The following is a 25,644-nucleotide window of genomic DNA, read 5'->3' on the forward strand; positions in this document are numbered from 1 at the left end:
GCTCTCGGAGGGCGCCTCGGACAGCCAACTCGTCACAACCGGGAGTCGGGACCGGGTGCTGGACTTCGCGTGAATGCCGAGTAAAGCGGTCGTAGCATGGCCGTGAGGCACCCAGACGCGAAACGGGGCGTGACCGCGCACCGCCTTTCCGGCCGCCCCGCGGAAAGAAGGAAACAAGCGTGACCAAGCAGGTCAAGCAGCTCGACCGCGTGATCATCCGCTTCGCGGGCGACTCCGGCGACGGTATGCAGCTCACCGGCGACCGGTTCACCCAGGAGACCGCGACGTTCGGCAACGACCTCTCGACGCTGCCCAACTTCCCGGCCGAGATCCGCGCCCCTCAGGGCACGCTGCCCGGCGTGTCGTCGTTCCAGGTGCACTTCGCCGACCACGACATCCTCACCCCCGGGGACTCCCCCGACGTGCTGGTCGCGATGAACCCGGCCGCGCTCCGCGCCAACCTCGGTGACATCAAGAAGGGCGCGACGATCATCGTCGACTCCCACGACTTCACCACCCGCAACCTGAACAAGGCCGGCTACGCCGACAACCCGCTGGAGACCGACGCGCTCGACGAGTACGCCGTGCACGCCTTCGACCTGACCGACATGACCGTCGAGGCGGTCAAGGAGTTCGGGCTGTCCCGCAAGGACGCCGGCCGGGCGAAGAACATGTTCGCGCTCGGCATGCTGTCGTGGATGTACGGGCGCCCGACCGACTCGACCATCGGGTTCCTCGAGCGGCGGTTCGCCAAGGCCCCCGACATCCGGGACGCCAACGTCACCGCGTTCAAGGCCGGATGGAACTTCGGGGAGACCACGGAGGCGTTCGTGGTGTCCTACGAGATCAAGCCGGCGCCGATGTCGGCGGGGACCTACCGCAACATCACCGGGAACCTGGCGCTGGCCTACGGCCTGATCGCCGGGTCGACCCAGTCGGGGCTGCCGCTGTTCCTCGGCTCCTACCCGATCACCCCGGCCTCGGACATCCTGCACGAGCTGAGCAAGCACAAGCGGTTCGGTGTCACGACGTTCCAGGCCGAGGACGAGATCGCCGGCATCGGCGCGGCGCTCGGTGCGGCGTTCGGCGGCGCGATCGGCGTCACCACCACGTCCGGTCCGGGCATCTCGCTGAAGTCGGAGACGATCGGCCTGGGCGTGATGCTCGAGCTGCCCTTGCTCGTCATCGACGTCCAGCGCGGCGGCCCGTCGACCGGTCTGCCGACCAAGACGGAGCAGGCCGACCTCCTGCAGGCCATGTTCGGACGCAACGGCGAGGCGCCCCTCCCGATCATCGCCCCACGGTCGCCGGCCGACTGCTTCGACGCCGCACTGGAGGCCGCCCGCATGGCGATCACGTACCGCACACCGGTGATCCTGCTGTCGGACGGGTATGTCGCGAACGGGTCGGAGCCGTGGTTGCTCCCGGACGTCGCCGAGCTCGCGCCCATCGATCCGGGCTTCGCATCGGCGGACCCTGACGAGCCGTTCGAGCCCTACTCCCGCGACGAGGACACTCTTGCCCGACCGTGGGCGATCCCGGGGGTGGCGGGTCTGGAGCATCGCATCGGCGGGCTCGAGAAGGCGGACATCTCCGGCGACATCTCCTACGACCCCGCCAACCACGACACGATGGTCCGGCTCCGGCAGGCCAAGATCGACCGCATCGCCGACGATATCGGCCCCACCGAGGTCGACGACCCCGACGGCGACGCCAGGGTTCTCGTCATCGGCTGGGGGTCGAGCTATGCACCCATCGGCGCCGCCTGCAAGGGGGTCCGTCGACGGGGGATCCCGGTGGCCCGGGCCCACCTGCGTCACCTCAACCCCTACCCGCCGGACTTGGGCGACGTGCTCGAGCGCTACGACCGCGTGCTCGTCCCGGAGATGAACCTCGGGCAGCTTCGGATGCTCCTGCGCGCCCGCTACCTGGTCGATGCCGTGGGCCACAACCGCGTTCGCGGCATGCCGCTTCAGGTCGCGGAGCTGATCGACACGATCATCGACGTCCACCGATCCGCCGGGGAGTCCCGATGATCGACCTTCCGCTGGGTCTTCACGGCGTCCCCACGTCGGATGCCGACCAGACCGCCAAGGAGTACACGAGCGACCAGGAGGTCCGCTGGTGCCCGGGCTGTGGCGACTATGCGGTGCTGAAGGCCGTGCAGGGACTCCTCCCCGATCTGGGCCTGCGGCGCGAGAACATCGTGTTCATCTCGGGCATCGGGTGCGCGGCCCGCTTCCCGTATTACCTCGAGACCTACGGCATGCACTCGATCCACGGTCGTGCGCCGGCCATCGCGACCGGCATCGCGACGACCCGCAGCGACCTCTCGGTGTGGGTCGTCACCGGGGACGGCGATGCGTTGTCGATCGGCGGCAACCACCTGATCCATGCGATGCGCCGCAACGTCAACCTGACCATCCTGTTGTTCAACAACCGCATCTACGGCCTGACCAAAGGTCAGTACTCACCGACGTCCGAGACCGGCAAGGTCACCAAGTCGACGCCGATGGGGTCTGTCGACCATCCGTTCAACCCCGTCTCGCTGGCACTCGGAGCCGAGGCCACCTTCGTGGCCCGCACCATCGACTCCGACCGCAAGCACCTGACCCACGTGCTGTCCGCCGCGGCAGCCCATCGCGGCACCGCCCTCGTCGAGATCCTGCAGAACTGCCCGATCTTCAACGACGGGGCCTTCGACTCGATCAAGAAGCCGGACACACGCGACGAGGCGATCATCCCTCTCGTCGACGGCGAGCCGATTCGCTTCGGCACCGATGGCCGGATGGGTGTCGTCAGAGACCCGGGCGGGGGAGTGCGTGTGGCCGAGGTCGACGAGGTCGGGGAGCAGGCGCTGCTCGTGCACCAGGCGACGGCGGACGACCCCAGCACCGCTTTCGCGCTCTCCAGGCTGAGCGGCGCCGGCGTGCTCACCCGTACGCCGATTGGCATCTTCCGTCAGGTCGAGCGCCCCACGTACGACGACGAGGCACGCGCGCAGCTCGCAACGGCCGGTGCCGGGGAGTCCGAGCCGCGGGACGAGCTCGCCGGTCTCCTGTCGGGCGGCGACACCTGGACCGTCGGATGACCATGCCCACCAAGGAGCCTACTGGAGCTCCCAGATGAGGCAGCTCTCGGACATGAAGTACTGCCCTTCCTCGAGCAGGACCTCGGCCTGTCCCTCCGACTCCTCGCTCGTGATGACGTCCTCGCCGGCCTCGTCGGTCGACACCCGGAACGAGCACGGCGAGTCGTCAGGGTCCTCCGGGCCGCCGGTCACGTACTGACCCGGCTGGACGTCGGCCCCGACCTGGTAGACACCGTTCCCGATCGTGTCCGCTCCCGTGCTGGCCTCGGCCTCCTCGAGATCCTTTTCCCTGGCCTCCACGTCCTGCTCGCGCTGGTTCAGCTCTGATTCCTTCGACCGCAGAGCCCCCTCGCGTTGCTCGAGGTCGTCCTCGCGTTGGTTCAGCTCCTCCTCGGTCGCCCCCGACGACGCGGTCTCGCCGGCGATCGGCACCTCGGGCTCAGAAGAGCCACTCCCGGCGATGCCCATCCCCAGGAAGAAGGCCAGGAGTCCGACGACCGTCGCCACCAGCCACGTCCTGCGCTTGTGGTCGGGCTCGTCGTCGTCGGTCAGGTGGGCATCCGTGTGGCGCGCTCCCGTGTCCGAACGATCCGCCGGCATCACCACGGTGTCTTCTGCGTCGCCGGAACCGCGCCGGACGTGCTCGGTCCACTCGGCGCCGTCCCACCAGCGGATCGTGCCCTCGGAGTCGGGGTACCAGCCGGCAGGAATGTCGTGGGAGTCGTCTGTCATGAAGCCCTTTGCGTTGGACCTGCAGAGACCCTAATGCATCCTCAGACGGCTCACGCCGGTTCTGCGACAGGAGCTCGCTCGTCCACCTCGTCCTCGTCCAGCGGCTTCGACGCCATGAGCACGGCGAGCGCCGTGGTGACGGGCACCGCCAGCACGAGACCAATCGCTCCGACAAGGGTGCGGGCGATCTCCTGGCCGATGTCCTCGGTGGTGGCGATCTCGGCGAGATCGCGTTGATAGGCGGTGATGAGCAGCAGCACCGTCATCGCCGATCCGGCGTAGGCGAAGACCAGCGTGTAGACGCTGGACGCGATGTGGTCGCGGCCGATCCGCATCGCGGACGCGAACACGGCTCCGCGGCCGGCAGCCGGTCGCAGCGCCCGGAGCTCCCACACTGCGCTCGCCTGGGTGACCGTGACGTCGTTGAGCACACCCAGACCGGCGATGACCATCGTCGCGGCCACCACCCCGGACAGGTCGAGGGCGGGCACCGTAGCCATCAGGGCCTGGTCGTCCTCGGTGCCGACCCCGCTCAGATTCGTCCAGCCGGTCGACCAGAGCCCGATCAGGGCGGTCAGACCGATGCCGGCGAAGGTGCCGAACAACGCGGACGTCGTGCGGATGCTCACCCCGTGCGCCAGGTAGAGCACCACGATCATGATCGCGGTCGAGCCGACGACGGCGACCGCCAACGGACTCTCGCCCGCAAGCATCGCGGGAAGCATGAACTTCGTCAGCGCGAGCAGGGTGACCCCGATGCCCACGAGGGAGAACAACCCGCGCATCCCGGCCACCAGCGCCACGAGCACCGCGAAGACGATCGCGAGCGCGATCAGGGGCAGCCCGCGCTTGAAGTCGAGGAACTCGAACGACGCCGTCTCGCCCGCCGGCTGGATGCGGGTCATCCGGATGTCGTCGCCGACCTCGATGCCGGCACGGTAACGGCCCGGATCCAAGGTGAAGGACGCCTTCTCGTCGGCCGTCGATGCGCTCACCCGCGCACATTGGCCGGGGACGGACGGCTGCTGGTCGGGGCCCTCCCCGCCGGAGTCGCAGTCGAACCCCTCGACGCCCGTGACCTTGCCGTCGACGGTGCTGACGCCCTCAGCGGCATACGGGTTCTGGCCCCGGGGAACCTTGTCGGAATCCGGCCACAGCGCCACCATGCCGAGGATCGCGCCCGCTGCGATGCCCAGCACCACGAGTACCAGCACGAACGCGAGCACAGGTCGAGGCCGGCCGTAGTCGACTTCGGTGCTGGTGTGCGTCAGGCCCACCCCTTAACCCTGCCACCGGCCTTCACCACACGCCTCTCGTGCCACGATCTGGACATGAGCACCGATGAACCCGAGGAGCTTCCCGGCAACGTCGGCGGCGCAACCAGGGTCGGCCGTACGGTTCGGCGCCCGACCGGACCCTGGACGCCGGCCGTGCACGAGCTCCTCACCTACCTCACCGAGCAGGGACTGCGGGGCATACCCGAGGTGCACGGGTTCGACGACGACGGTCGCGAGGTGCTCAGCTATCTCGAGGGCCGCGGCGTACCGGTCGATCGCGAGGTGGTGCTCGAGAACGTCCTCACCGAAGCGGTGGCATGGTTGCGCGACTTCCACGACGTCGTCGAGGGTTTCCGACCCGACGGGCCGCGGGAGTGGCGCGGGGGAGAGGCCGAGCTCGCCCCGGACCAGATCGTCTGTCACCACGACCCGGGCGCCTACAACTGGATCATCCAGAGCGGGCACTTCGTCGCGATGATCGACTGGGACATGGCCGGGCCGGGGCGTCCGATCGACGACCTCGCGTTCCTCGCCTGGACCGGTGTTCCTCTGTACCGCGAGATCGGTCTGGACGAGACGGCGCGCCGACTCGATCTGCTCGTCGACGCCTACGGCGAGTGGGGCACGCTGACGCTTCTCGACGCCGTGGTCGAACGGATGAACACGGCATCTGAGCGCATCACCGCAGGTCAGGAGCGAGGGGACCCAGGGTTTCTCAACCTCGCTCGGGTCGGCGAACCCCAGCGTACTCGCGACCGGCTCGACGCCTTTCTCGAGCGCAAGGACGCTCTCGTCGCGTTGCTCTGAGTGGCCCTCGTCGGCCAGTACGGTGAGCCATGGACTCCGTGCTGACGACCGTCGGTCTGCCCATCGCCCTGGCCATCATCATGTTCGGCCTCGGGCTGTCTCTGACCGCCGACGACTTCCGTCGCTTGCGGCAGGCGCCGGTCGCGGTCGTCGTGGCGCTGGGGTGCCAACTGCTGCTGCTTCCCGCGATCTGCTTCGGTCTCGTCGTGCTGCTCGACCTCTCGCCGCTGCTCGGCATCGGCATGATGCTGCTGGCGGCGTCGCCCGGTGGTACCAGCGCCAACCTGTTCAGTCACCTGTTCCGCGGCGACGTCGCGCTCAACGTCACGCTGACCGCGATCAACACGCTCATCTCGATCGTCTCCCTGCCGCTCATCACGGGGCTGACCATCCGGTACTTCGATCGACAGGACTCGGTCGAGCTGCCGCTGGTCGAGGTCGTGCAGGTCATTGCGATCGTGCTCGTGCCAGTCGCCATCGGCATGCTCGTCCGGTCCCGGCGGCCGGCGTTCGCGCGCCGGATGGACCGGCCGGTACGGATCGGCTCGGCGGTCATCCTGGCCGTGCTCGTGATCGCCATCGTCGTCGACCAGCGCGAGAACATCACCGAGTACCTGGGCAAGGTCGGTCTCGCGACGGCCGTGTTCTGTGCACTCAGCCTGACGATCGGCTACTTCGTCCCGCGCCTGTTCGGCGTCGGCGACCGGCAGGCCATCGCCTCGTCGATGGAGATCGGTGTGCACAACGCGACGCTCGCGATCTACGTCGCCGTCGAGATCCTCGACGAGGTGGAGATCTCCATTCCCGCCGCGGTGTACTCGCTGTTCATGTTCGCCTTCGCGGCGCTCTGGGGTCGCTACATCAGCCGCGACCTGGCCCGGCAGACCGCCTGAGGGGACGGTCAGACGGTCGCCGGGGCGTCCAGGCGACGTCCTCCGCGCGAGCGCGGCTTGGCGAACTTCAGGTACAGCGACGGGATGATGAAAAGGTTCAAAAGCGTCGCGGTGATCAGCCCGCCGAGGATGACCAGGGCCATCGGGTGCTCGATCTCGTGACCGGGGATGCTGCCGGCAACGGCCAGCGGCACGATCGCCAGACCGGTGGCCAATGCGGTCATCAAGATCGGGGCCAGCCGCTCGGACGCGCCACGCATCACCAGCTCGGGGCCGAACTCCATGCCCTCCTCGTGCTCGAGGTGCTGGAAGTGGGTGATCATCAAGATGCCGTTACGAGCTGCGATTCCGAAGACCGTCAGGAACCCGATCAGCGAGCCGAGCGACATGAGGCCATCGCTCAGCGCCACCGCCAACACACCGCCGACCAGCGAGACCGGGAGCAGCAGGAACGCCAGCGCGGCGAGCCGGACGCTGCCGAAGGCTGCATGCAGGAGAAGGAAGATCACGAGCAGGGCCGCCAGACCGTAGACCGCCAGCGTGTTCTGGGAGTTCGTGAGCTCGGACGACTCGCCGAGCACCTTGACGCTGTACTCCGGTGGAAGTTCCAGGGCTGCGACCCGCCGCTCCACCTCCTCGACGACGGCACCGAGGTCGCCGCCCTCGGCGATGTTGCCCTCCACATCGATTCGGCGTGACTGGTCGTCGCGCAGGATCGCATTCGGGCTGGGGGCGAACCGCACGTCCGCCACCTCGGACAGCTTCACCTTCTCGCCCGCCGGCGTGTCGATCGGTAGGTCCTTGATGTCCTGGAAGCTGTGGCGCACCTGAGGGATCGACCAGATGTGCACGTCATACGCGCGGCCACCCGAGAAGATGTCGGAGACCTCCTCGCTCGCGATGTACACCGAGGACTGACGCCGGATGTCGCCGGGCTTCAGGTCGTGCTTGCGGGCCTTCTCCAGGTCGAGCTCGATCTCGATCTGGGGAATCTCCTTCTGCAGGTCGGCCGCGGCCTCGATGAGGCCGGGCGTGTCTCCGATCGCCTTGAGTGTCGTGTTCGCCAGCTCGGTGAGCTTGGTCGGATCCGGTCCGAAGATGCGGACGACCACGGCGCCGCTCGAACCGGTGAGCACCTCCTTGACGCGCTCACGCAAGTACGTCTGGACGTCGCGCTGCATGCCCGGGTAGCTGTCGACCGTGTTGGTCACCTTCTGAAGCGTCTGGTCGTAGTCGACGTCCTTGGAGACGCTGACCCAGTTCTCGCCGAAGTACGCGCCGTACACCTCGTCGCTGAGAAGTGCTTGACCGATGTGCGAGCCGCAGTTGCGAACCCCGGGGATTTCCATGAGGTCTCGACAGGCGTCCACGGACACCTTCTTCTCCTCGGTGATGGACGTCGACGGCTCCGTGAGCCAGTGCATCAGGAAGTCGCGTTCCTTGAAGTTGGGCAGCAGCTGCGTTCCGGTGGACATGTAGGACGGCACCCCGACCGCGATGATGACTGCGGCGACGATCATCGCGGGTGCCGGGCGTCGCACCACGCGGCGGAGCACGCTCGCGTAGCCACGCTTGAGCACCCGGAGCAGTGGGGCCTCCTTCTCTCGCAGCGTTCCTCGGTGCAACAGCACCAGGCAGAGCGCGGGAGTCACGGTCATCGCGACCAGCATGGAGACGAACACGGCCAGGCCGTAGGACAGCACGAGCGGCTGGAAGAACGAACCAGACAGCCCTTCGAGGAAGAGGACGGGCACGATCGCGACGACGTTGATGATGGTGGCGAAGGTGATGGCACTGCGGATCTCGACCGAGGCCTCGAGCACGATGCGAACCGTCGACTTTGCAGCGTTCTCCGCCCGTGCCTGGCGCAAGCGCCTGACGATGTTCTCGACGTCGATGATGGCGTCGTCGACCACCACCCCGATCGCGACCACCAGCCCGGCCAGAACCATGACGTTGATCGTCACGTTGCGAGCGTCGAGAACGAGGAAGGCACCCAGTAACGACAGCGGAATGGAGATCAGACTGATGAACGCCGTTCGGAACGTATAGAGGAACGCCGAGATGATGACGACCACCAGCAGCACGCCCAGCAACAAGGCGATGGTGAGGTTGTTGATCGACTCCTCGATGAACGTCGCCGGCCGGAAGATGGTCGTGTCGTACTCGATCGCGGGCAGGCCGGGGGCCATCTCCCGCATGGTTTGCTCGACGCCGTCGGTGACCTCCTTGGTGTTCGCGCCGCGGTACTTCTGCACGATGAGCATCAGGCCGTCACCGTCGTTGATGACAGCTTCGCCCCAGAGCTGCATGCTGTCCTGCTTGACGTCGCCGAGGTCGGACATGCGCAGCACCCGGTCACCGCGCTTGGCCACGGGGACCTTGGCGAGATCCTTCGCACTGGTGATCGGCTGAACGTTCTCGACGTTGAGCCGCCTTGTCGCTGTCTCGACGAAGCCGCCTTGCCCAACCGTGAAGCTCTCTGCGTACTGCAGCACGCCGGCATCCAGCGCCTCGGAGCCGGCCTCCATGACGGTCTCGATGGGGATGTCGTACTTGGCCAGCAGGTCAGGGTTGACCTGGACGTGCCGCTGCTTGAGACGTTCGCCGTAGATGTCGACGCCCGCCACCCCGGGCACGCGGAGCAGGTGTTGGCGGATCTTCCAGTACGAGATCGAGGACAGCTCGATGAGGTCGAGCTGGTCGGACGTGATGCCGATCTTCAGGATGCGGCTGGTCGCGGACAGCGCCGGCATCATCCACGGAGGGCTCGCCCAGGTGGGGATGTTGGGCGCCACTTGAGAGATGCGTTCCTGCACGAGCTGGCGGGCGAGGGTCTCGTCGGTGCCCTTCTTGAAGATGAGCCGGATCGACGACAGCTGGGCCACCGATTTCGAGCGCATCTCCTCGAGCCCGGGCAGGCCGTTGAGCGCTTCCTCGATGGGCACGGTGACCAAGGCCTCGACCTCGGACGTTGAGTTGCCGAGGGCAATCGTCTGGATCTCGACCTGTGACGGAGCGAACTCGGGAAAGACATCGACCTTCGACTCCGGGATCTTGGCGATCGAGAACGCCATGAACGTGCCGGCCAGGAAGAGGACGATCCAGCGGAAGTGGAGACTTCGCGCCACGATCCACCGCATGTCAGTACGCTCCGAACTCGAGCTCGGCACCGTGGATCTGTGGGACTCCCACCGTCACGACAGGGGTGCCGTTCGGCGGCCCATCAGACAGGTCGACCATGTCGCCGTCGACCTTCTCGATGGTGACGTCCTCGCGATGGAACGACAGACCCTTGGTGTTGACGAAGACGTACGGCTGACCGGCCTTGGCGTCGTACAGGATGGCCGCGTAGGGGATCCTGTTCTTCTCGATCGGTACCGTCTTCAGGCTGATCTGTTCCGCGCCGAGCTTCGTGAGTGTCACCGTCGGGTGCCCGCTGCCGTCCTTGGCCGGGGTGATCTTCGAGGCCTGGTAGTGCTCCTGCTCAATCGCCTCGGCCTGCTTGCAGGCGGCGGGTGCGACAGCCAGGAGGACGGCGACGACGGCGGCTGCGACCTTCCGGTCGATGGTCGGTTCGGAGGTGTTCATGGCTTGGCCTCCTCCATCGGGGAGGACTCGGTGCGCGCGGGTTCGAGGATCTCTTCATCCTGGTCAGGTCCGGGTGCGGGGACCGCCAGACCCAGGGCGGGCACGACCAGCAGGGCGTGAAGGACGGTCGTGACGAGACCGCCGAGCACCACGATCGCCATCGGCTGCAGGATCTCGAGCCCGACACCCGACCCTAGGACCGCGAACGGCAGCAGCACCGCCGCGATCGCGAGACTGCTCGTCACGACCGGGCCGAGGCGTTCCAGCGCTCTCTCGGACATATCGTTGTCGTCCGTCATCGGATCGAGGGTCGTGAGCGTGTTGCGCACGGCCAGGACGAGGACCGCCAGCAGGCCGGCACCTGTCGCGACGGTCAGACCGTCACCCAGCAGGAGGAGCGCCACGACACCACCGAGCAACGCGGACGGGAGGGCGAGGTAGGCGAGCCCGGCCAGACGCCAGCTGCGCACTGCCGCCTGCATGAGCAGCAGCACGGCGAGTGCCGCCGCGAGGGCGAACGCGACGCCCTGAGCACTGTTGATCTCGTCGGCGACGGTCCCGTCGATCACCTTCGTGTGGTACTCGAGCGGCATGTCGACGCCCTGCAGCTTCTCCTCGAGCTCGTCGGTCACGTCCTCGACACTGCGCCCGTCGACGTCCATGGTGATGTCGAGCTTGCGAGAGACCTCGTCGCGCTCGATGACGGTCGGCGAGGTGCCCTCGCGGATGTCGGCAATTTCGTTGAGGCGCACATGGCCACCGTCGGGACGGTCGATGAGCAGGTTGCGAACTGCGTCGAGGTTCTTGGCGATCGCCGGATTCCCCTGGACGACGACATCGAAGACCTTCTGATCCTCGAACACGCTGCCGACCAGGATGCCCTGGACGATGATCGCCTCGGCGCGGCGCGCATCACCGGGCTTGACCCCCACCTCCTGTGCCTTGTCGAGATCGACCTCGATCTCCAAGGTTGGCTGCTGCACGGGCTTCTCGACGACGGTGTTGCGCACGCCCTCGACCCCGTTGACGATCTCGGCGACCTTGGCGGCCTGCTCCTCCAGGACCTGCTGCTCCTGACCGAACACGCGGACCTTGATCGGCTTGTCGGTGCCGATGAAGACGTCCATGCCGTCGCCCTCGACCACGTTCTGGCCGGAGAGCAGGGCGCCGATCGTGCTGACTCGGTCGTCGACGTACGTCGAGACCTTGACCTCGGCGCCCTCGGTGCCGCTGCTCGCACGGCGGATCGCGTCGACCGTCTCGTCGTAGTCGGCATCCTGATCGATCTTGACCATGATCTCGCCGGCGTTCACGTCGACGATGCGGTCACCAGTGACTGCGCGACCCACGGAGGCGCCGACGTTCTGCACGCCCTCGAGGTCGCGGATCTTCGCGCTGAGGTCGGTGGCGATCTCGGTCATCTTGACGTTCGATGTGCCGCTCGGGCTCGCCAGTCGGACGAGCACCGCGTGATCTTCGAGATCGGGCACCACGGAGCGGGACAGGAAGGGGGCGACCACGACGACGAGCACGGAAGCCACCAAAGCCGTGACGATCACCGCTGGTCCTGCGACACGGGGGAGGACGTTCCGGTACCGCTGGGCCAATCGCCCGTTCTCGGCCCTGCGCTCCTTGGGCGTGAGCACCGTGCCGAGCGCCGGCGTGAGCGTCAACGCCACCACGGTCGCGGCGACCACGGCGACCAGATAGGCCGTGGCAAGAGGTTCGAGGAACGCGCCTGGACGACCTTCGAGCATGATCAGCGGTAGGACGACGAGCGCGGCGATGAGGGTGGCGTACGCCATCGGCCGGCCGACTGCTTGCGTCGCGCGGCTGACGCTGTGTGACCGCGTCAGTGCGTCGGAGCCAGTGATGGCCGCGTCGACCACGACGGTGAGCGCGAGAGCGAGTCCGGCGATCGAGATCGCGTTGAACGTCATGCCGGTCCAGTGCATCACCAGCGCAGCGGCGACCAGGGATGTCGGGATTGCCACGACGGAGATGAACACCTGGCGCCAACGTCGCACGAACGCCAACAGGGCCACGAGGAGGAGCAACGCGCCGATACCGGCCGCGAGTGCGATGTTCTTCTCGGCCGCTGCGACGTAGTCGGCAGGACGGAAGATCGACGTGTCGGCCTTCATGCCTTCGAGTCCGGGCGTGAGGTTCTTGAGCTCCTCCTCGATGTTCTCGGTGACCTCGGCGGTGTCGGTGCCGGGAAACTTCTCGACGACGAGGATGAGGCCGTTGCCGTCGTCGACGACTGCGTCTCCGATCAGCGGTTGGTGCGCCTCGACGACGTTGGCCACGTCAGTGAGCCGAAGTCGTCCTCGCGTGTCCTCGACCGGCACCTTGCCGAGCGTCTCCGGGCTGGCAATGTTGTCGAAGACGTTGCGGATGGGGAGCCGCTGAGCGGGGGTCTCGATGAAGCCGCCGGTGCCGGGCACCGATGCCTCGATGTAGCTGACCGGTGACGCGATCTGGGCGTTTCCGGCGGTACGGATGACTTGGTTCAGCGTGACCTTCTCGTCTCGCAGCTTCTCCGGGTCGACCTGCACCTGGATCTGCTGGTCACGCATGCCCCACACGCTCACGTTGGCGACCCCTTGCACGCCCATCAGGCGAGGACGGATCGTCCAGCGGGCGATGACGGACTGTTGGATGGGGGTCAGCTCGTCGGAGTTGAGGCCGATCATCATCACGCGGCTCGAAGAGGACAGCGGCGGCAGCATGACCGCCGGCTTCGACACGTTCGGGAAGGCGGCACCGCCGAGCTGCGTGAGCCGCTCCTGGACCAGCTGGCGGCCCTTGTAGACGTCGAAGCCCTGCTCGAACACGAGCACGATCGATGACAGGCCGGGGGTGGACGACGAGCGGATCACGTCGACACCCTCGACACCGTTCAGGAGGTCTGCTTCGAGCGGCACGGTGATGAGCTGCTCGACCTCGGCTGCCGAGAGACCGAGCGACTCGGTCTGGATCTCGACGTACGGGGGAGTGAACTCCGGGTAGACGTCAGCCGGTGCGTCCGGAAGGACCGCGAAACCGGTGGCGAGGATCGTTGCGGCGAGGCCGATGATCAGGCCGCGGAGCTTGATGGAGCCGCCAACGAGTGCGCGGATCATCGGAGGCTTCCAGACGAATCAGTGAGCATCGAACGAGGTGGCCAGGTGAGGGTCATGGCAGCTCCTGGGACTAGTGTTCCCCGAGGGTTCCTTGCCTGAAGATCTCCTGTACCGATCCGAAATGTACTCAAGCCTGTGAGTCCGGTCGATAGTTCTTATGGAGGGTTTTTCCCGCGGTGCAGGTCAGGGCAGGTTCTGACGCAGAAAATCCACCTGGAGGACGGCCAGGTTCTCGGCCACGACCTCCTGCGACGTCATGTGCGTGACGCCCGAGAGCGGCAGCACCGAGTGCGGTCGTCCGGCCGCCAGGAGCGCCGACGAGAGCCGAAGGGTGTGGGCCGCGAAAACGTTGTCGTCGGCGATTCCGTGGATGAGCAGGAGGGGTCGCACGAGCTTCTCGGCGAGTGGCAGCAGCGAGTTGCGGTCGTAGACGTCCGGCTGCACGTTCGGGTCGCCGAGGTAGCGCTCGGTGTAGGCGGTGTCGTAGAGCCGCCACTCTGTGACCGGGGCGCCGGCGACCGCGACGTGGAAGACGTCGGGGCGGCGCAGCACCGCCAGCGCCGAGAGGTAACCGCCGTACGACCATCCGGTGATGCCCACCCGCGAGGTGTCGACGTCGTCGGGAAACTGCTCCGCAACCGCGGCGAGAGCAGCGACCTGGTCGTCGAGGGACACGCTCGCGAGATCGTGGCGGACCGCGCGCTCCCAGGCGTGGCCGCGCCCGGGCGTCCCGCGTCCGTCGGCGATGACGACGCAGAACCCCTGGTCGGCGAGCCACTGGGCCTCGAGGAACATCCGCGACGAGGCGAGCACGCGTTGCGCGTGCGGCCCGCCGTACGGATCCATGAGCACGGGCAGTCGCTGCGAGCCGAGCGCGTGGTCTCGCGGGAACAGGACAGCCGTGCGGAGCGCGTGCGGTCCGGCGTGCAGGAGCGTGACGCCGGGTTCGAGCGGCGGTGGCTCGCTCGCCACCGTGATCTGGTTCGCCATCTCTTCGCGATGCACCGTGACGGTGGTGCTCGGGTGGTCGAGCGCCGACCTCGTGATGACGGTGGTCGGACCGCCGACGACCGCGCCGTGCACCGCCGGGCCGGCGGTGATCGGCTCGGAGATGCCGTCGAGACCGAACCGGACGACCTGGACCTCAGTGGGCTCCTGGGACGCGGTCGCGATCACGGAGTCGGGATGCGTGCTGACGATGCTGCGCACCTGCCAGGTCAGGTCGCTGATCGGCTTGCCGTCCGCGACCACGCGTCGCATGCCGTCGATGTCCTCGATCGTGACCAGGCGACCGCCCTCGGCGTATCTCGGCGCGCTCGTGACCTCGACCCAGTCGTCGTCGACGAGCTCGCGGAGCACCCGCTTGGAGCCGGAGCTCGTGTCGGCCGCGAGGACCTGGGCATGCCGCTGGTCGCGGCTCATCACCTGCAGGACCGGGTCGCCATGCGGTGTCCAGGTGACGCCCACGAGGTACTCGAAGGTGTTGCGGTCCCAGCCGATCTCGGTGCGTGAGCCGTCGAGACCGACGTGCCAGAGCGTGACGATCGCGTTGGGCGTGCCAGCCGCCGGGTAGCGCTGGGCAGCCGGCTCGCGGTCCGGGTTCTCGGGATCGGCCACGTGCCACACCTGCACCGGCGCCTCGTCGTAGCGTTCGACGAGTAGCGAGCCACCGTCGGGCGCCCACCAGAACCCGCGGTAGCGACCCAGCTCCTCGGCGGCGATGAACTCGGCGCGCCCCCACACCTCGGTGGGGGACTCGGGCTCGACGAGGGCGCGCTCGTCGCGTCCGGTGATGCCGACGACGCGCAACCCGCCTCCGGATGCGTAGGCGACGTTGCGTCCCGTCGGGTCCACCCGTGGGTCGACGACGGCACCGACGGTCGGCAGCTCGGTGACCGCGCGGCCGGCGAGATGCACCGCCCAGGCCCGTCCGGAGAGCGCGAAGGATGCCCAGCGTCCGGTGTCGTCGACGCTGAAGTCGACCAGACCGGCGCTGGACTCGCGACTGCGCTCGCGTCGGGACCGTTCCTCAGCCGGCAGCTCCTCACCCGCTTCGCCGAGCAGGGCCGCCGGGTCGACGACCACCGACTCGGCGCCCGTGGCCACGTCGTGCTCCCACAGCTGTCCGGTGCGCGTGACGCCGTCGGGGGTGCGGATGTACCAAACCTTCGACCCGTCCGGCGCCACCGCGATGTTGCGCGGAATGCCGAGAGTGAACCTGGCCGTGCGGGCGGCGAGCCGCGGGAAGGAGACGGTCATGTCCCCATCTCACCATCAGACCCGTCGGCCCCTGGTCGTAGCCTTGCCCCATGACCCTGGACGACCGGCGGATCCTGCTCGTGCACGCGCATCCCGATGACGAGACGATCGGCACCGGCGCCACGATGGCGCGCTACGTCGCGGAGGGCGCGCAGGTCACGCTCGTCACGTGCACGGCCGGCGAGGAGGGCGAGATCCTCATGCCCGAGATCGAGCACCTCGCCTCCGACCAGGAGGACGGGCTCGGCGCGCACCGGGTCAAGGAGCTCGACGCCGCAATGGCACTGCTCGGCGTCACCGACGTCCGATTCCTCGGCGGCATGTTCAACTTCCGCGACTCGGGCATGCAGTGGGCGCCCGACCGTCACGCGGCGCCGCTGGACGAGACCCGCGGTGACACGTTCTGGCACGCCGACCTCACCCAGGCGGCGAACCACCTGGTCGAGATCATCCGCGAGGTGCGACCGCAGGTGCTCGTCACCTACGACGAGTTCGGCGGTTACGGCCATCCGGACCACATCCAGGCGCATCGCGTCGCCACGTACGGAGCTGTGCTCGCCTCCATCCCGTCGTACCGACGCGACTTCGGCGAGGCGTGGGACATCCCGAAGATCTACTGGAGCGCCATGTCGGCCAGCGAGATGCGCGAAGGCCTGCGCGCCCTGCGCGACGCGGGCGACACCACGACGTTCGAGGGCATGGATCCTGACAACCTCCCACCGTTCGCCGTCGAGGACGACGACCTCGACGCGATGGTCGACGGTTCCGACTTCCTCGAGGCCAAGCTGGACGCGATGCGGGCACATGCCAGCCAGATCGCCACCGACGGGCCGTTCTTCGCCCTGTCCAACAACTTCGGCAACCGGGTGTGGGGGGTCGAGTTCTTCCGCCTGGTCAAGGGCACGCCTGCGCCGCCAGAAGGGAGCGGTCTCGAGGACGACCTCTTCGCCGGGCTGTGATCCGCTTCGGGCTGGTTCTTCTCGGCGTCTACGTCGCCGTTGTCGGTGCAGTCGTTCACCGCCACACCGTGGAGGTGGGCGACGTCCAGTGGCCGTGGGGTCTGGTGCTGGCGCTGGCTGCCACGATCGCCGTGGGGCTCGCGGCCGGAAAGGTCGGCCGGGTGGGCGACGCCTGGTTCGCGCTCGGATGGACGCTCGTGCTGACAGTGCAGTCGTTCGCGCCGGGCGGCAGCTACCTCGTCGCCAACGACTGGTTGGGCTGGGCCTACGCCGTGCTCGGCATGGGGTCACTCGGGGTGGTCGTCGTCCGCAACTCTCGGCGACACGCCACTAGGCTTGAACAGTGACCGAGCCCGCCGATCAGACCGCTTTTCGCGGTGCCCTCGGCCGGTTCGCCAGCGGCGTCACCATCGTCTCCACCGTGCTCGACGGCATCGACCACGCCATGACCGCCAGCGCCTTCACGTCGGTCTCGCTCGATCCGCCCCGGGTTCTGGTGTGCTCGAAGCGGACGAGCCGGTTCCACGAGGCGGTGCTGGAGTCGGGCATCTGGGGGGTGTCGATCCTCAGCGATCGCGGGCGTGCGGCGTCTGCCTGGTTCGCTCACCGCGGCCGCCCGCTCGAGGGTCAGTTCGACCAGATCCCGCACCACCGTGGCGCGCTCGGCGTCCCGCTGCTCGACGCCTCCCTCGCCTGGTTGGAGTGCCGCACGATCGGCGCCCACGACAGCGGTACCCACACGATCCTCGTCGGCGAGGTCACCTGGGCGGCGGTTCAGGACGACGACGACGATCCGCTGCTGTACTTCCGCTCCCACTACGGCACCATCGTGCGGTCGCCGGAGAGCGAGAAGACCGTCTACGAGTCCGGCGACGTCTGAGCTACCTGGGCCCGCCGCACGATCTCGCCGAGCGCGACCACTCCGCGAGAGATCTGGTCGAACGGGTCCGGGCCGATCTTGTCGACCAGGTTCGACTGCAGCCACAGCGTTGAGAGTCCGTGCGACAGGCACCAGCCGGCGATCGCCAGGCCTTCGGCGTCGTCGTCGGTGCCCTGCAGCTCGATCGCGTGTCGTGCGCTGTCGGCGAGCACCTCGAACGCACGGTCGCCCGCCTCGACGAGCTTCGGGTCGTCGCGGTCATAGAGCGTCGGCCGGAACATCACCTCGAAGTGGCCGGGGTGCTCGAGCGCGAACTGGACGTACCCGACACCGCCGGCGAGGAAACCCTCGTCCTCGAACGCGACCGGCGCGATGGCCGCCGTCAACAGGTCGAAGCCCTCGATCGCGATGGCGGTGAAGATGCCCTTCTTGTCGCCGAAGTGGTGGGCCGGGGCGGCGTGGGAGACCCCTGCTCGCCTGGCGATCGCCCGCAGGCTCAGGGCGGAGGCACCCGCTGCCTGCACCTCGGCCACGGCGGCGTCGATGACGACCTGTCGGAGGTGGCCGTGGTGGTACGGACGCTGGTCGGTGGAGGTCACATCGCCTACAGTATCGCAATCTTGACATTGACAAGATTCACCGCGAGACTGACCGAATGTCCATTGGTCCGGAGGCTCCCATGCACGAGTACGACGTCGTCATCGTCGGCGCACGGTGTGCCGGCTCCCCGCTCGCGACGATGCTGGCGCAGGCCGGTCTGGAAGTCTGCATCGTCGATCAGGCGCGTTTTCCGAGCGACACGCTCTCGACCCACCTCGTCCAGTCGCACGGAGTCGCGATCCTCGAGCGCCTCGGAATCCGCGACACGCTGCTGGATCTGGGCGCGGTCGAGATCGATCACATCTCCCTCATCAACGACGACGTCCGCATCGACGGTGAAGCCGAGCCCGGAGACCTCCCGGCTCTCTGCGTCCGGCGCGTCACGCTCGACGACGTCCTCGTGAAGGCCGCCGAGGCGGCCGGCGCGGAGGTCCGCACGAGTACCCGCGTCACCGGCATGCTCCGCGACGACGGACGCATGGTGGGGGTCGAGACCGGAGATGGTCCGATCCGCGCCCGGCTCGTCGTGGGTGCCGACGGTATGCGCTCGAGCGTGGCGGAGTGGGTCGGAGCTCGTGAGTACCACGTGGTTCCCGGCGGACGAATGTTCGCGGTCGCGTACTTCGACGGCGTGAGCGACAGCGCAGGACACCTGCGCATCGGCAGGGTGGGCGACAACGCCTTCATCGCGGCGCCCGCCGACGGCCTGTACATGGCCGGCGTCGGCATCTCCATCAGCGAGAGCCAGACGTTCATGGCCGACCGCGACGGGAGCTTCGACCGCGGCCTGCGGGCCTGGCCCGAGCTCGCCGATCTCGTGGCCGGGTCCACGCGGGTCGGTCCGATCCGGATGATCACCGAGTGGCACAGCTTCTTCCGCGAGGCTGCCGGGCCGGGCTGGGCACTGGTCGGCGACGCCGGACACTTCAAGGACTTCACGCCGGGGCAGGGCATCTCGGACGCCTTGCGTCAGGTCGACCACCTCGCACCAGCCATCGTCGCTGGGCTGGCGGGCGACCTGGATGCCGATCTGCGGCACTGGTGGTCGTGGCGCGACGACGACGCCTGGGACATGTACTGGTTCGCGTCCGACCTGGGCTCGCCAGGCGCCTCCACACCGCTGGAGACCCGCATGATGCGCAACGTCTCGAATCATCCGGACGGCGCCCGCGACCTGATCAAGGTGTTCGACCACCAGATCTCGCCGTGGGAGCTGTTCAGCACTCGCCGACTCGTCCTCGCGTCGATGCAGGCGCTCGTCGACCGACCGGGCAGGATCGGCCCCACGCTGCGGGAGATCGTCACGTCGGCCAAGGAACAGAGGCGGCGGGAGAAGGTGCGTCCCGCGAGCGTCGAGCCCCTGCGGCTGCCGGTGAGCATCGCCACAGTCTGAGCGTGCTTCCGCCCGCGGATTTGAACGTAGGCCCTCACTAGGGGACGATCGTGCGGGCATACATGGCCGCGATGACTGAGTGGGGGTGAGGACGTTGGTCGATGACCAACAGCCGCGCGACCCTGCCGGCCCCTCGGATCCGGACCCGGACGATCCGACCAGGCCGGAGGCGGAGGCGGAGGCGGTCGAGGAGAACGACGACCTCGACCACGAGCCTGAGCCTGACCCAGAGCCAGAACTGGAATCCGACCAGGGGCCGGAAACCGAGCCGATCCCGGCCGTGCCGGCGTGGTCCGTGATGGGGTCCCTGACGTCCGACGAGACGACGTCGGACCAGACGACGTCCGACGAGACGACGTCCGACGAGACGACGGGTGACGAACCGCCTCGCCGCCGCCAGGTGAGACGGGCGATCATCGGGACAGTGCTCGTGCTCGGCGTCCTGTACGTCATCGGCGTCGTCATGACGGGGCTCCTCATGCCCGCCAACGCCACGATCGGCGGAGTCGATGTCGGCGGCATGTCGCCGGGCAGCGCGCGCGAGGCCGTCGACCGCGAGCTGAGTCCGCGCACCGACGACGAGGTCGTGCTCAAGCACGATGGCAAGGAGTTCACCATCAAGCCGAAGGCGGCCGATCTCTCCTTCGACCTCGACCGCAGCATCGAGCAGGCCGGCGGGCAGCACAGCTTCAACCCGGCGACGATGGCCGGGCTGCTGTTCGGCGAGCACGAGTTCGACCCGGTGGTGGACGCCGACGACGCCAAGTTGAAGAGCGCCGTCGCGTCGATCGCCTCGAGCGTCGACCGAGAGGTCGTCGAGGCACAGATCACGTTCCCGAAGAGCAAGCCGAAGGCTCGGCAGCCGAAGGAAGGGTTGGCCGTCAGCAAGTCGGACACCGCCGACGCCGTCCTCGGCGGCTACCTCGTGGCCCGCGACCCGATCCCCGTGCCCACCTCTGTGGTCGACCCGGCCGTCGACGCCGACGGTCTCGACGAGGCGATGAAGTCGATCGCCGAGCCCGCGGTCAGCGGCCCCGTCGCCCTCAAGGTCGGCACGAAGAAGGTGCAGCTGCCGGTCAGCGCTTACGCATCGGCTCTGACGGTTCGTGTCATCGACGGGAAGCTCACGCCCGAGATCGACCCCGAGACGCTGGCCGCGCCACTTACCAGCTCCACCACCGGCATCGGCAAGAAGGCCGTGGACGCGACCGTGCGGATCGAGAACGGCAGGCCGGTGATCGTGCCCGGCAAGGAAGGCGTCGGTCTCCAGCCCAAGGAGATGGCCGAGAAGCTGGTTCCGGCCATCACCAAGACCGGCGAGGCTCGCAGCGTGGAGGTCGAGGCCAAGGTCGTCGATCCGGAGTTCACCACCAAGGACGCCAGGAAGCTCAGGATCAAGGAGCGGGTCAGCTCGTTCAGCACGTACTTCCCTTACGCCCCGTACCGCAACACCAACCAAGGCCGGGCCGCGGCGCTCATCGACGGGACGATTCTCGAGCCGGGGGAGACGTTCAGCATGAACGACGCCGTCGGCGAACGCACCGCCGCGAACGGCTTCACGAAGGGCACCATCATCAGCGGCGGCGTCTTCCGCGAGGAGCTCGGCGGTGGCGTCTCCCAGGTCGCGACCACGACATACAACGCGGCGTTCTTCGCCGGGCTCGACGACATCGAGCACCATCCGCACGCGTTCTACCTCGACCGCTACCCGATGGGACGCGAGGCCACCCTCTACTTCGGCAGCCTCGACCTGCGTTTCCGCAACAGCACGGATTACGGGGTGCTCATCCGCGCCAACGTCACCCCGAGCACGCCGAGCAGTCAGGGCGAGATGCACGTGGAGATGTGGAGCACCAAGGTCTGGGACATCAAGGCGGGCCGATCAGACAAGCGAAACTTCCGGGAGCCCGGCAAGCAGTACGACGACACGAAGCGCTGCGTTCCGCAGGAGCCCATCAAGGGCTTCGACATCGACGTGTTCCGCACGTTCATGCGGGGCGGCGAGGTCGTGAAGCGCGAGACCGACACCGCCAGCTACCAGGCCGCCGACAAGGTCATTTGCGGCAAGAAGCCGAAGAACTGACGCCGGACCCAGATCGGTTCAGTTTGCGCCACTCGGCTGCAGGTAGCGGTACTCGTGGTGATCGACGAACCCGAACGATGCGTACAGCGCGAGAGCTGCCGTGTTGTCGCGCATGGTCTGTAGGTAGGCCTTGTCGGCTCCGTGTCCCATCGCCCAGGCAATCGCCGTCCCCACGATGCGCCGGGCCAGTCCCTGGCGTCGGTGCTCGGGCAGCACCTCGACCGCCCCGATGCCGGCCCACTCGCCGGAGACGGCGACCCGTCCGATCGCCACGTTCCCGATCGAGATGAACCCGACCGTGTCCGGTCCTTCCAGGACCGCTCGCGCGGCACTTGGATCCTCGACGCGCCCGTACATCGACAGCCAGTCGTCGTCTGCCGTCGGTGCGATGACGGCTTCGGGATCGATCGCGTGGACCGGTCGCAGGTCGGTGACCTGCACGAGCGCACCGTTGCGATGGCTCCTCATCGGCTCCCAGCCGGCGGCGGCGAAGCGTTCCTCGTCGTCTGAGCCCATGACGACCTGAGCCAGGGCGGGCCGCTCGTGCTGGTCGTAGAAGTCGCGAACCCGGCGGAGGGCGTCGTCGAACGGCATGCCGGGATCACCGTGGACCGCCACCGAGTTCGCCCGACCGGTGAACCCGCGGGACGTTCGCAGCTCCCACTCACCGAGGGCCATCGACTCGATGGCCGGCCATCCGCGCGACGTGATGCGAGTCAGCTTGTCGGCGCTTGCGGACGAGGCACGACGGGACCGGAGAGGTCGGTCCGGCACGACCTTCCAGGTGACGACGTCGGTCAGCGTCACGCGGGTCAGGCTGCCGTCGCGGCGCTCGATGCACGCCTCGTCCTCGGTGAGCTCGACCAGCCGTCCGACGACGTCGGTCATGGCCGGCCCGCCGCTCGGGCCACGCCCACCGACGACGTGCCGCACGACGACGCGACGACCCCTTGCACCCGGATCGATCGTCATGACGGGAGCCTTTCACAGCCGCGGTGTCCATGAGTTGGACCTGACGTCGGGCCGGGTTGATCAAGCCGCGATACTTGGAGTAGCCCGATGAGGAGGAGTTGTCGTGACTTACGTGATCGCCCAGCCGTGCGTGGACCTGAAGGACCTCGCATGTGTGGACGAATGCCCCGTCGACTGCATCTACGAGGGCAAACGGATGCTCTACATCCACCCCGACGAGTGCGTCGACTGCGGCGCCTGCGAGCCGGTGTGCCCGGTCGAGGCGATCTTCTACGAGGACGACACGCCCGCGGAGTGGAAGGAGTACTACGACGCGAACGTGCACTTCTTCGACGAGATCGGATCTCCCGGAGGCGCCGCCAAGACCGGGGTCATCGATGCCGACCACCCGATCATCGCCGCTCTCCCTCCGCAGAACCAGGAATGACCGCTCCGGTCTCGGCGCGGTTCCCGGCGTTCCCGTGGGACACGATCGCCGAGGCGAAGGCCCGAGCGACCGCCCATCCCGACGGACTCGTCGACCTCTCCATGGGCACGCCGGTCGACTCCACCCCCGACATCGTGCAGCAGGCGCTCTCGGCCGCCGCTGACGCACCCGGCTACCCGACCGTGCTGGGTCCGGTGGCAGTGCGTCAGGCCGCGGTCGACTGGCTGGAGCGGAGGGCCGGTGTGGTCGGCCTGACTGCCGACCACGTGCTCGCCACCGTCGGCTCCAAGGAGCTCATCGCCAACCTGCCGACGCAGCTCGGACTCGGCCCCGACGACCTCGTCGTCGTGCCGGAGCTCGCCTACCCGACGTACGAGGTGGGTGCCCGCTACGCGGGCTGCCAGGTGCTGGCCGCGGACTCGACGGTCGCGATCGGTCCGGGCCGTCCGGCACTGGTCTACGTCAACTCACCGGCCAACCCGCACGGGCGCATCCTCGGTGTCGACCACCTGCGCAAGGTGCTGGCCTGGACGCGGGAGCGGGGCGCGTTGCTCGTCTCCGACGAGTGCTACCTCGAGTTCGGCTGGGACGACCAACCGGTCTCGGTGCTACACCCCGACGTGTGCGGCGGCAGCTTCGACGGCGTCCTCGCCGTGCACTCGTTGTCGAAGCGTTCCAACTTCGCCGGCTACCGCGGGGCGTTCGTGGCCGGCGACGCGACTGTCGTCGCCGAGCTGGTCGAGGTGCGCAAGCATCTCGGGTTCATGGTGCCCACCCCGGTTCAGGCCGCGATGGTCGCTGCGCTCGCGGACGATGCCCACGCCGAGCAACAGCGAGTCACCTACGCCGCCCGCCGCTCGGTGCTGCGCACGGCCTTCGAGTCCGCCGGCTTCACCGTCGAGCACTCCGAGGGCGCCCTCTACCTCTGGGCCACGCGTGGTGAGCCCGGGCGCGACACCATCGACTGGCTGGCCGAGCGCGGCATCCTCGCCGCCGCTGGCGACTTCTATGGCGAGGCCGGTCGCCGGCACGTCCGGGTGGCCTTCACCGCCACCGACGAGCGCGTGGCCGCCGCCGCCGCCCGGCTCGCCCAGACTTAGGGCGCGTCTCCTAACCCTCAACGCGGATCACGACGGTGTCGCGTGCGGCGCCTCTGTCGACGACCCAGCCGTCGGGGGAGTCCTCGGCGGTCCACACGAGGCCGTCGAACGCGACCGACGCGATCTTCAGCCGTGGCGCGTTGCCGACCGCGTAGTGCGCGAGTCCCCAGCCGCGGGCATCGACGTCGGGTGCACGTCCCTCGAGCGGGACACGAACGGCACCACGGTCGACCTCGACCGGGATGTCCCCGAACGAATCGTTGACGTCGTCCGCGACGTCGCGCGTCCGGCCGCCGGCGGCGGGGTTGACGCGGCAGCTGAACGACGCCGGGCTGTAGCCGCGGAGCGCGGAGGCGAGGGCGCGCGCGAACTCCTCGTGCTCGGCGTACGCGGCGGGGTACGCCGACCGCTGGACTCGCTGGGCCGCCTTGGTGATCGTCATCGCCTGGTAGCCCTTCACCTTGACGAGCCCGTCGTAGAAGCGGCCGATCGAGTACTCCGGGTCGAGCACCTGCTCGCGCGTGCCCCAGCCCTGTGACGGGCGCTGCTGGAACAGGCCGGCGGAGTCGCGGTCGCCGTAGTCGATGTTGTGGATCTTCGACTCCTGGAACGCCGTGGCGATGGCGATGGTCGTGGCCCTCGGCGGCAGTCCGCGGCGCTGGGAGATCGCGGCCATGAGGGTGGTCCATCGCGCCTGCTCGACGTCGATCTGCAGGCGGGTCTCGCCGACCTCGGCCATGCAGTACTCGCCGCGCACGGGCTCGCGATCACGCACGACGACGGTGACGAGAACGGCGGCCGTGACCAGCCCGGCGAGGATGACCCAGCGCAGCCGCATCAGTTGGCGTGCAGGTCGGCGTTGAGCTCGATGCCGGTGCGCTCGCCGCGCGGACGGACCTCGATCGCACCCGTCTCGGAGTTGGTGAGGAACAGGATGCCGTCCTGACCGGACAGCTCGACCGCCTTGACCACGCTGCCGTCGGGCATCCGGACCTTGCTGCCGGCGGTGACGTACGTGCCGGCGGCCACCACACAGTCGTCGCCGAGTGAGATGCCGATGCCGGCGTTGGCGCCGACGAGGCTGTTCTCGCCGACGCTGATGACGGCCGTGCCGCCTCCGGAGAGAGTGCCCATGATCGAGGCACCGCCGCCGACGTCGGAGCCGTTGCCGATCGTCACACCGGCCGAGATGCGTCCTTCGATCATCGCGGTGCCGAGGGTGCCGGCGTTGAAGTTGACGAATCCCTCGTGCATGACCGTGGTGCCCTCGGCCAGGTGCGCGCCGAGGCGCACCCGGTCTGCGTCGCCGATGCGCACGCCGCTGGGCACCACGTAGTCGGTCATGCGGGGGAACTTGTCGACGCTCGAAACATTGATCGCGCGACCGGCTGCCCGTGCGCGGGCTCGCGTGTGCTCGAAGCCGCGCACCGAGCACGGGCCGATGGACGTCCAGAC

Annotated in this window: 21 protein-coding genes; 11 read left to right on the top strand and 10 right to left on the bottom strand. The window is 68.2% G+C overall.

Features of this window, described 5'->3' with window-relative positions:
• Positions 1 to 179 precede the first annotated feature (179 nt).
• Both ACRDPN_RS00960 and ACRDPN_RS00965 read left to right on the top strand, forming a co-directional pair.
• Positions 180 to 2,036 carry a 2-oxoacid:acceptor oxidoreductase subunit alpha gene (locus tag ACRDPN_RS00960; protein WP_431445453.1) on the top strand — a complete coding sequence of 619 codons (1,857 nt, stop codon included), beginning with the start codon at positions 180 to 182 and terminating at the stop codon, positions 2,034 to 2,036.
• Complete coding sequence (locus tag ACRDPN_RS00965) at positions 2,033 to 3,091, top strand: 2-oxoacid:ferredoxin oxidoreductase subunit beta (protein ID WP_431445454.1); 1,059 nt, start codon at positions 2,033 to 2,035, stop codon at positions 3,089 to 3,091. The genes ACRDPN_RS00960 and ACRDPN_RS00965 overlap by 4 nt, the downstream gene beginning before the upstream one ends.
• Positions 3,092 to 3,109: 18 nt before the next feature.
• Here ACRDPN_RS00965 and ACRDPN_RS00970 read toward each other — a convergent pair whose 3' ends face one another.
• Both ACRDPN_RS00970 and ACRDPN_RS00975 read right to left on the bottom strand, forming a co-directional pair.
• On the bottom strand, positions 3,110 to 3,823 hold the full coding sequence (locus tag ACRDPN_RS00970; RefSeq protein ID WP_431445455.1) for a DUF2510 domain-containing protein: 714 nt from the start codon (positions 3,821 to 3,823) through the stop codon (positions 3,110 to 3,112).
• Between the two features lie 50 nt (positions 3,824 to 3,873).
• A complete protein-coding gene (locus tag ACRDPN_RS00975; protein ID WP_431445456.1) occupies positions 3,874 to 5,100 on the bottom strand; it encodes a YibE/F family protein in 1,227 nt (408 codons plus the stop codon).
• 54 nt (positions 5,101 to 5,154) lie between these two features.
• Here ACRDPN_RS00975 and ACRDPN_RS00980 point away from each other — a divergent pair, with 54 nt between their 5' ends.
• Both ACRDPN_RS00980 and ACRDPN_RS00985 read left to right on the top strand, forming a co-directional pair.
• Entirely contained in the window at positions 5,155 to 5,907 is a 753-nt protein-coding gene (locus ACRDPN_RS00980; protein ID WP_431445457.1) for a phosphotransferase, read from the top strand.
• Between the two features lie 29 nt (positions 5,908 to 5,936).
• On the top strand, positions 5,937 to 6,800 hold the full coding sequence (locus tag ACRDPN_RS00985) for a bile acid:sodium symporter family protein (RefSeq protein ID WP_431445458.1): 864 nt from the start codon (positions 5,937 to 5,939) through the stop codon (positions 6,798 to 6,800).
• An 8-nt stretch (positions 6,801 to 6,808) separates the two neighbouring features.
• On the opposite strand, the gene ACRDPN_RS00990 is transcribed toward ACRDPN_RS00985, so the two are convergent.
• The 4 genes from ACRDPN_RS00990 to ACRDPN_RS01005 form a co-directional block, all read right to left on the bottom strand.
• Positions 6,809 to 9,943: an efflux RND transporter permease subunit gene (locus ACRDPN_RS00990; RefSeq protein ID WP_431445459.1), complete on the bottom strand. Its 3,135-nt coding sequence runs from the start codon at positions 9,941 to 9,943 to the stop codon at positions 6,809 to 6,811.
• Between the two features lies 1 nt (position 9,944).
• Complete coding sequence (locus ACRDPN_RS00995; protein ID WP_431445460.1) at positions 9,945 to 10,391, bottom strand: hypothetical protein; 447 nt, start codon at positions 10,389 to 10,391, stop codon at positions 9,945 to 9,947.
• Positions 10,388 to 13,516 (bottom strand): efflux RND transporter permease subunit, encoded by a 3,129-nt coding sequence (locus tag ACRDPN_RS01000; protein ID WP_431445461.1) that lies wholly within the window; start codon positions 13,514 to 13,516, stop codon positions 10,388 to 10,390. The genes ACRDPN_RS00995 and ACRDPN_RS01000 overlap by 4 nt, the downstream gene beginning before the upstream one ends.
• Before the next feature lie 183 nt (positions 13,517 to 13,699).
• Positions 13,700 to 15,775, bottom strand: a complete 2,076-nt coding sequence (locus ACRDPN_RS01005; protein ID WP_431445462.1) for a prolyl oligopeptidase family serine peptidase — start codon at positions 15,773 to 15,775, stop codon at positions 13,700 to 13,702.
• Between the two features lie 50 nt (positions 15,776 to 15,825).
• Between ACRDPN_RS01005 and mshB the strand changes: the two genes are divergently transcribed.
• From mshB to ACRDPN_RS01020, 3 genes are read left to right on the top strand one after another with little or no spacing between them, the layout of a single operon-like run.
• Positions 15,826 to 16,734: an N-acetyl-1-D-myo-inositol-2-amino-2-deoxy-alpha-D-glucopyranoside deacetylase gene (mshB, locus tag ACRDPN_RS01010; RefSeq protein ID WP_431445463.1), complete on the top strand. Its 909-nt coding sequence runs from the start codon at positions 15,826 to 15,828 to the stop codon at positions 16,732 to 16,734.
• Positions 16,731 to 17,081, top strand: a complete 351-nt coding sequence (locus ACRDPN_RS01015; protein WP_431445464.1) for a hypothetical protein — start codon at positions 16,731 to 16,733, stop codon at positions 17,079 to 17,081. The genes mshB and ACRDPN_RS01015 overlap by 4 nt, the downstream gene beginning before the upstream one ends.
• A complete protein-coding gene (locus ACRDPN_RS01020) occupies positions 17,078 to 17,614 on the top strand; it encodes a flavin reductase family protein (protein ID WP_431445465.1) in 537 nt (178 codons plus the stop codon). The genes ACRDPN_RS01015 and ACRDPN_RS01020 overlap by 4 nt, the downstream gene beginning before the upstream one ends.
• On the opposite strand, the gene ACRDPN_RS01025 is transcribed toward ACRDPN_RS01020, so the two are convergent.
• Positions 17,593 to 18,213, bottom strand: coding sequence for a TetR/AcrR family transcriptional regulator (locus tag ACRDPN_RS01025; protein WP_431445466.1), 621 nt, complete (start codon positions 18,211 to 18,213; stop codon positions 17,593 to 17,595). The genes ACRDPN_RS01020 and ACRDPN_RS01025 overlap by 22 nt on opposite strands.
• Positions 18,214 to 18,293: 80 nt before the next feature.
• Between ACRDPN_RS01025 and ACRDPN_RS01030 the strand changes: the two genes are divergently transcribed.
• Both ACRDPN_RS01030 and ACRDPN_RS01035 read left to right on the top strand, forming a co-directional pair.
• A complete protein-coding gene (locus ACRDPN_RS01030; protein ID WP_431445467.1) occupies positions 18,294 to 19,607 on the top strand; it encodes an NAD(P)/FAD-dependent oxidoreductase in 1,314 nt (437 codons plus the stop codon).
• A gap of 94 nt (positions 19,608 to 19,701) precedes the next feature.
• On the top strand, positions 19,702 to 21,690 hold the full coding sequence (locus tag ACRDPN_RS01035; RefSeq protein ID WP_431445468.1) for a VanW family protein: 1,989 nt from the start codon (positions 19,702 to 19,704) through the stop codon (positions 21,688 to 21,690).
• An 18-nt stretch (positions 21,691 to 21,708) separates the two neighbouring features.
• Here the strand turns inward: ACRDPN_RS01035 and ACRDPN_RS01040 are convergent, their stop codons facing one another.
• Positions 21,709 to 22,662, bottom strand: a complete 954-nt coding sequence (locus ACRDPN_RS01040; RefSeq protein ID WP_431445469.1) for a GNAT family N-acetyltransferase — start codon at positions 22,660 to 22,662, stop codon at positions 21,709 to 21,711.
• 103 nt (positions 22,663 to 22,765) lie between these two features.
• On the opposite strand from ACRDPN_RS01040, the gene fdxA reads away from it, so the two are divergent.
• Positions 22,766 to 23,089: a ferredoxin gene (fdxA, locus tag ACRDPN_RS01045; protein WP_431445470.1), complete on the top strand. Its 324-nt coding sequence runs from the start codon at positions 22,766 to 22,768 to the stop codon at positions 23,087 to 23,089.
• Positions 23,086 to 24,189 (top strand): succinyldiaminopimelate transaminase, encoded by a 1,104-nt coding sequence (gene dapC, locus ACRDPN_RS01050; RefSeq protein WP_431445471.1) that lies wholly within the window; start codon positions 23,086 to 23,088, stop codon positions 24,187 to 24,189. Before fdxA ends, dapC begins: the two co-directional genes overlap by 4 nt.
• Positions 24,190 to 24,199: 10 nt before the next feature.
• Here the strand turns inward: dapC and ACRDPN_RS01055 are convergent, their stop codons facing one another.
• Both ACRDPN_RS01055 and ACRDPN_RS01060 read right to left on the bottom strand, forming a co-directional pair.
• A complete protein-coding gene (locus tag ACRDPN_RS01055) occupies positions 24,200 to 25,027 on the bottom strand; it encodes a hypothetical protein (RefSeq protein ID WP_431445472.1) in 828 nt (275 codons plus the stop codon).
• Positions 25,027 to 25,644, bottom strand: a 618-nt coding sequence (locus ACRDPN_RS01060) for a DapH/DapD/GlmU-related protein (protein ID WP_431445473.1), incomplete at its 5' end; no start/stop codon positions are given. The genes ACRDPN_RS01055 and ACRDPN_RS01060, both read right to left, overlap by 1 nt.

The sequence above is a fragment of the Aeromicrobium sp. genome (assembly GCF_050700635.1).
Taxonomy (GTDB): Bacteria; Actinomycetota; Actinomycetes; order Propionibacteriales; family Nocardioidaceae; genus Aeromicrobium.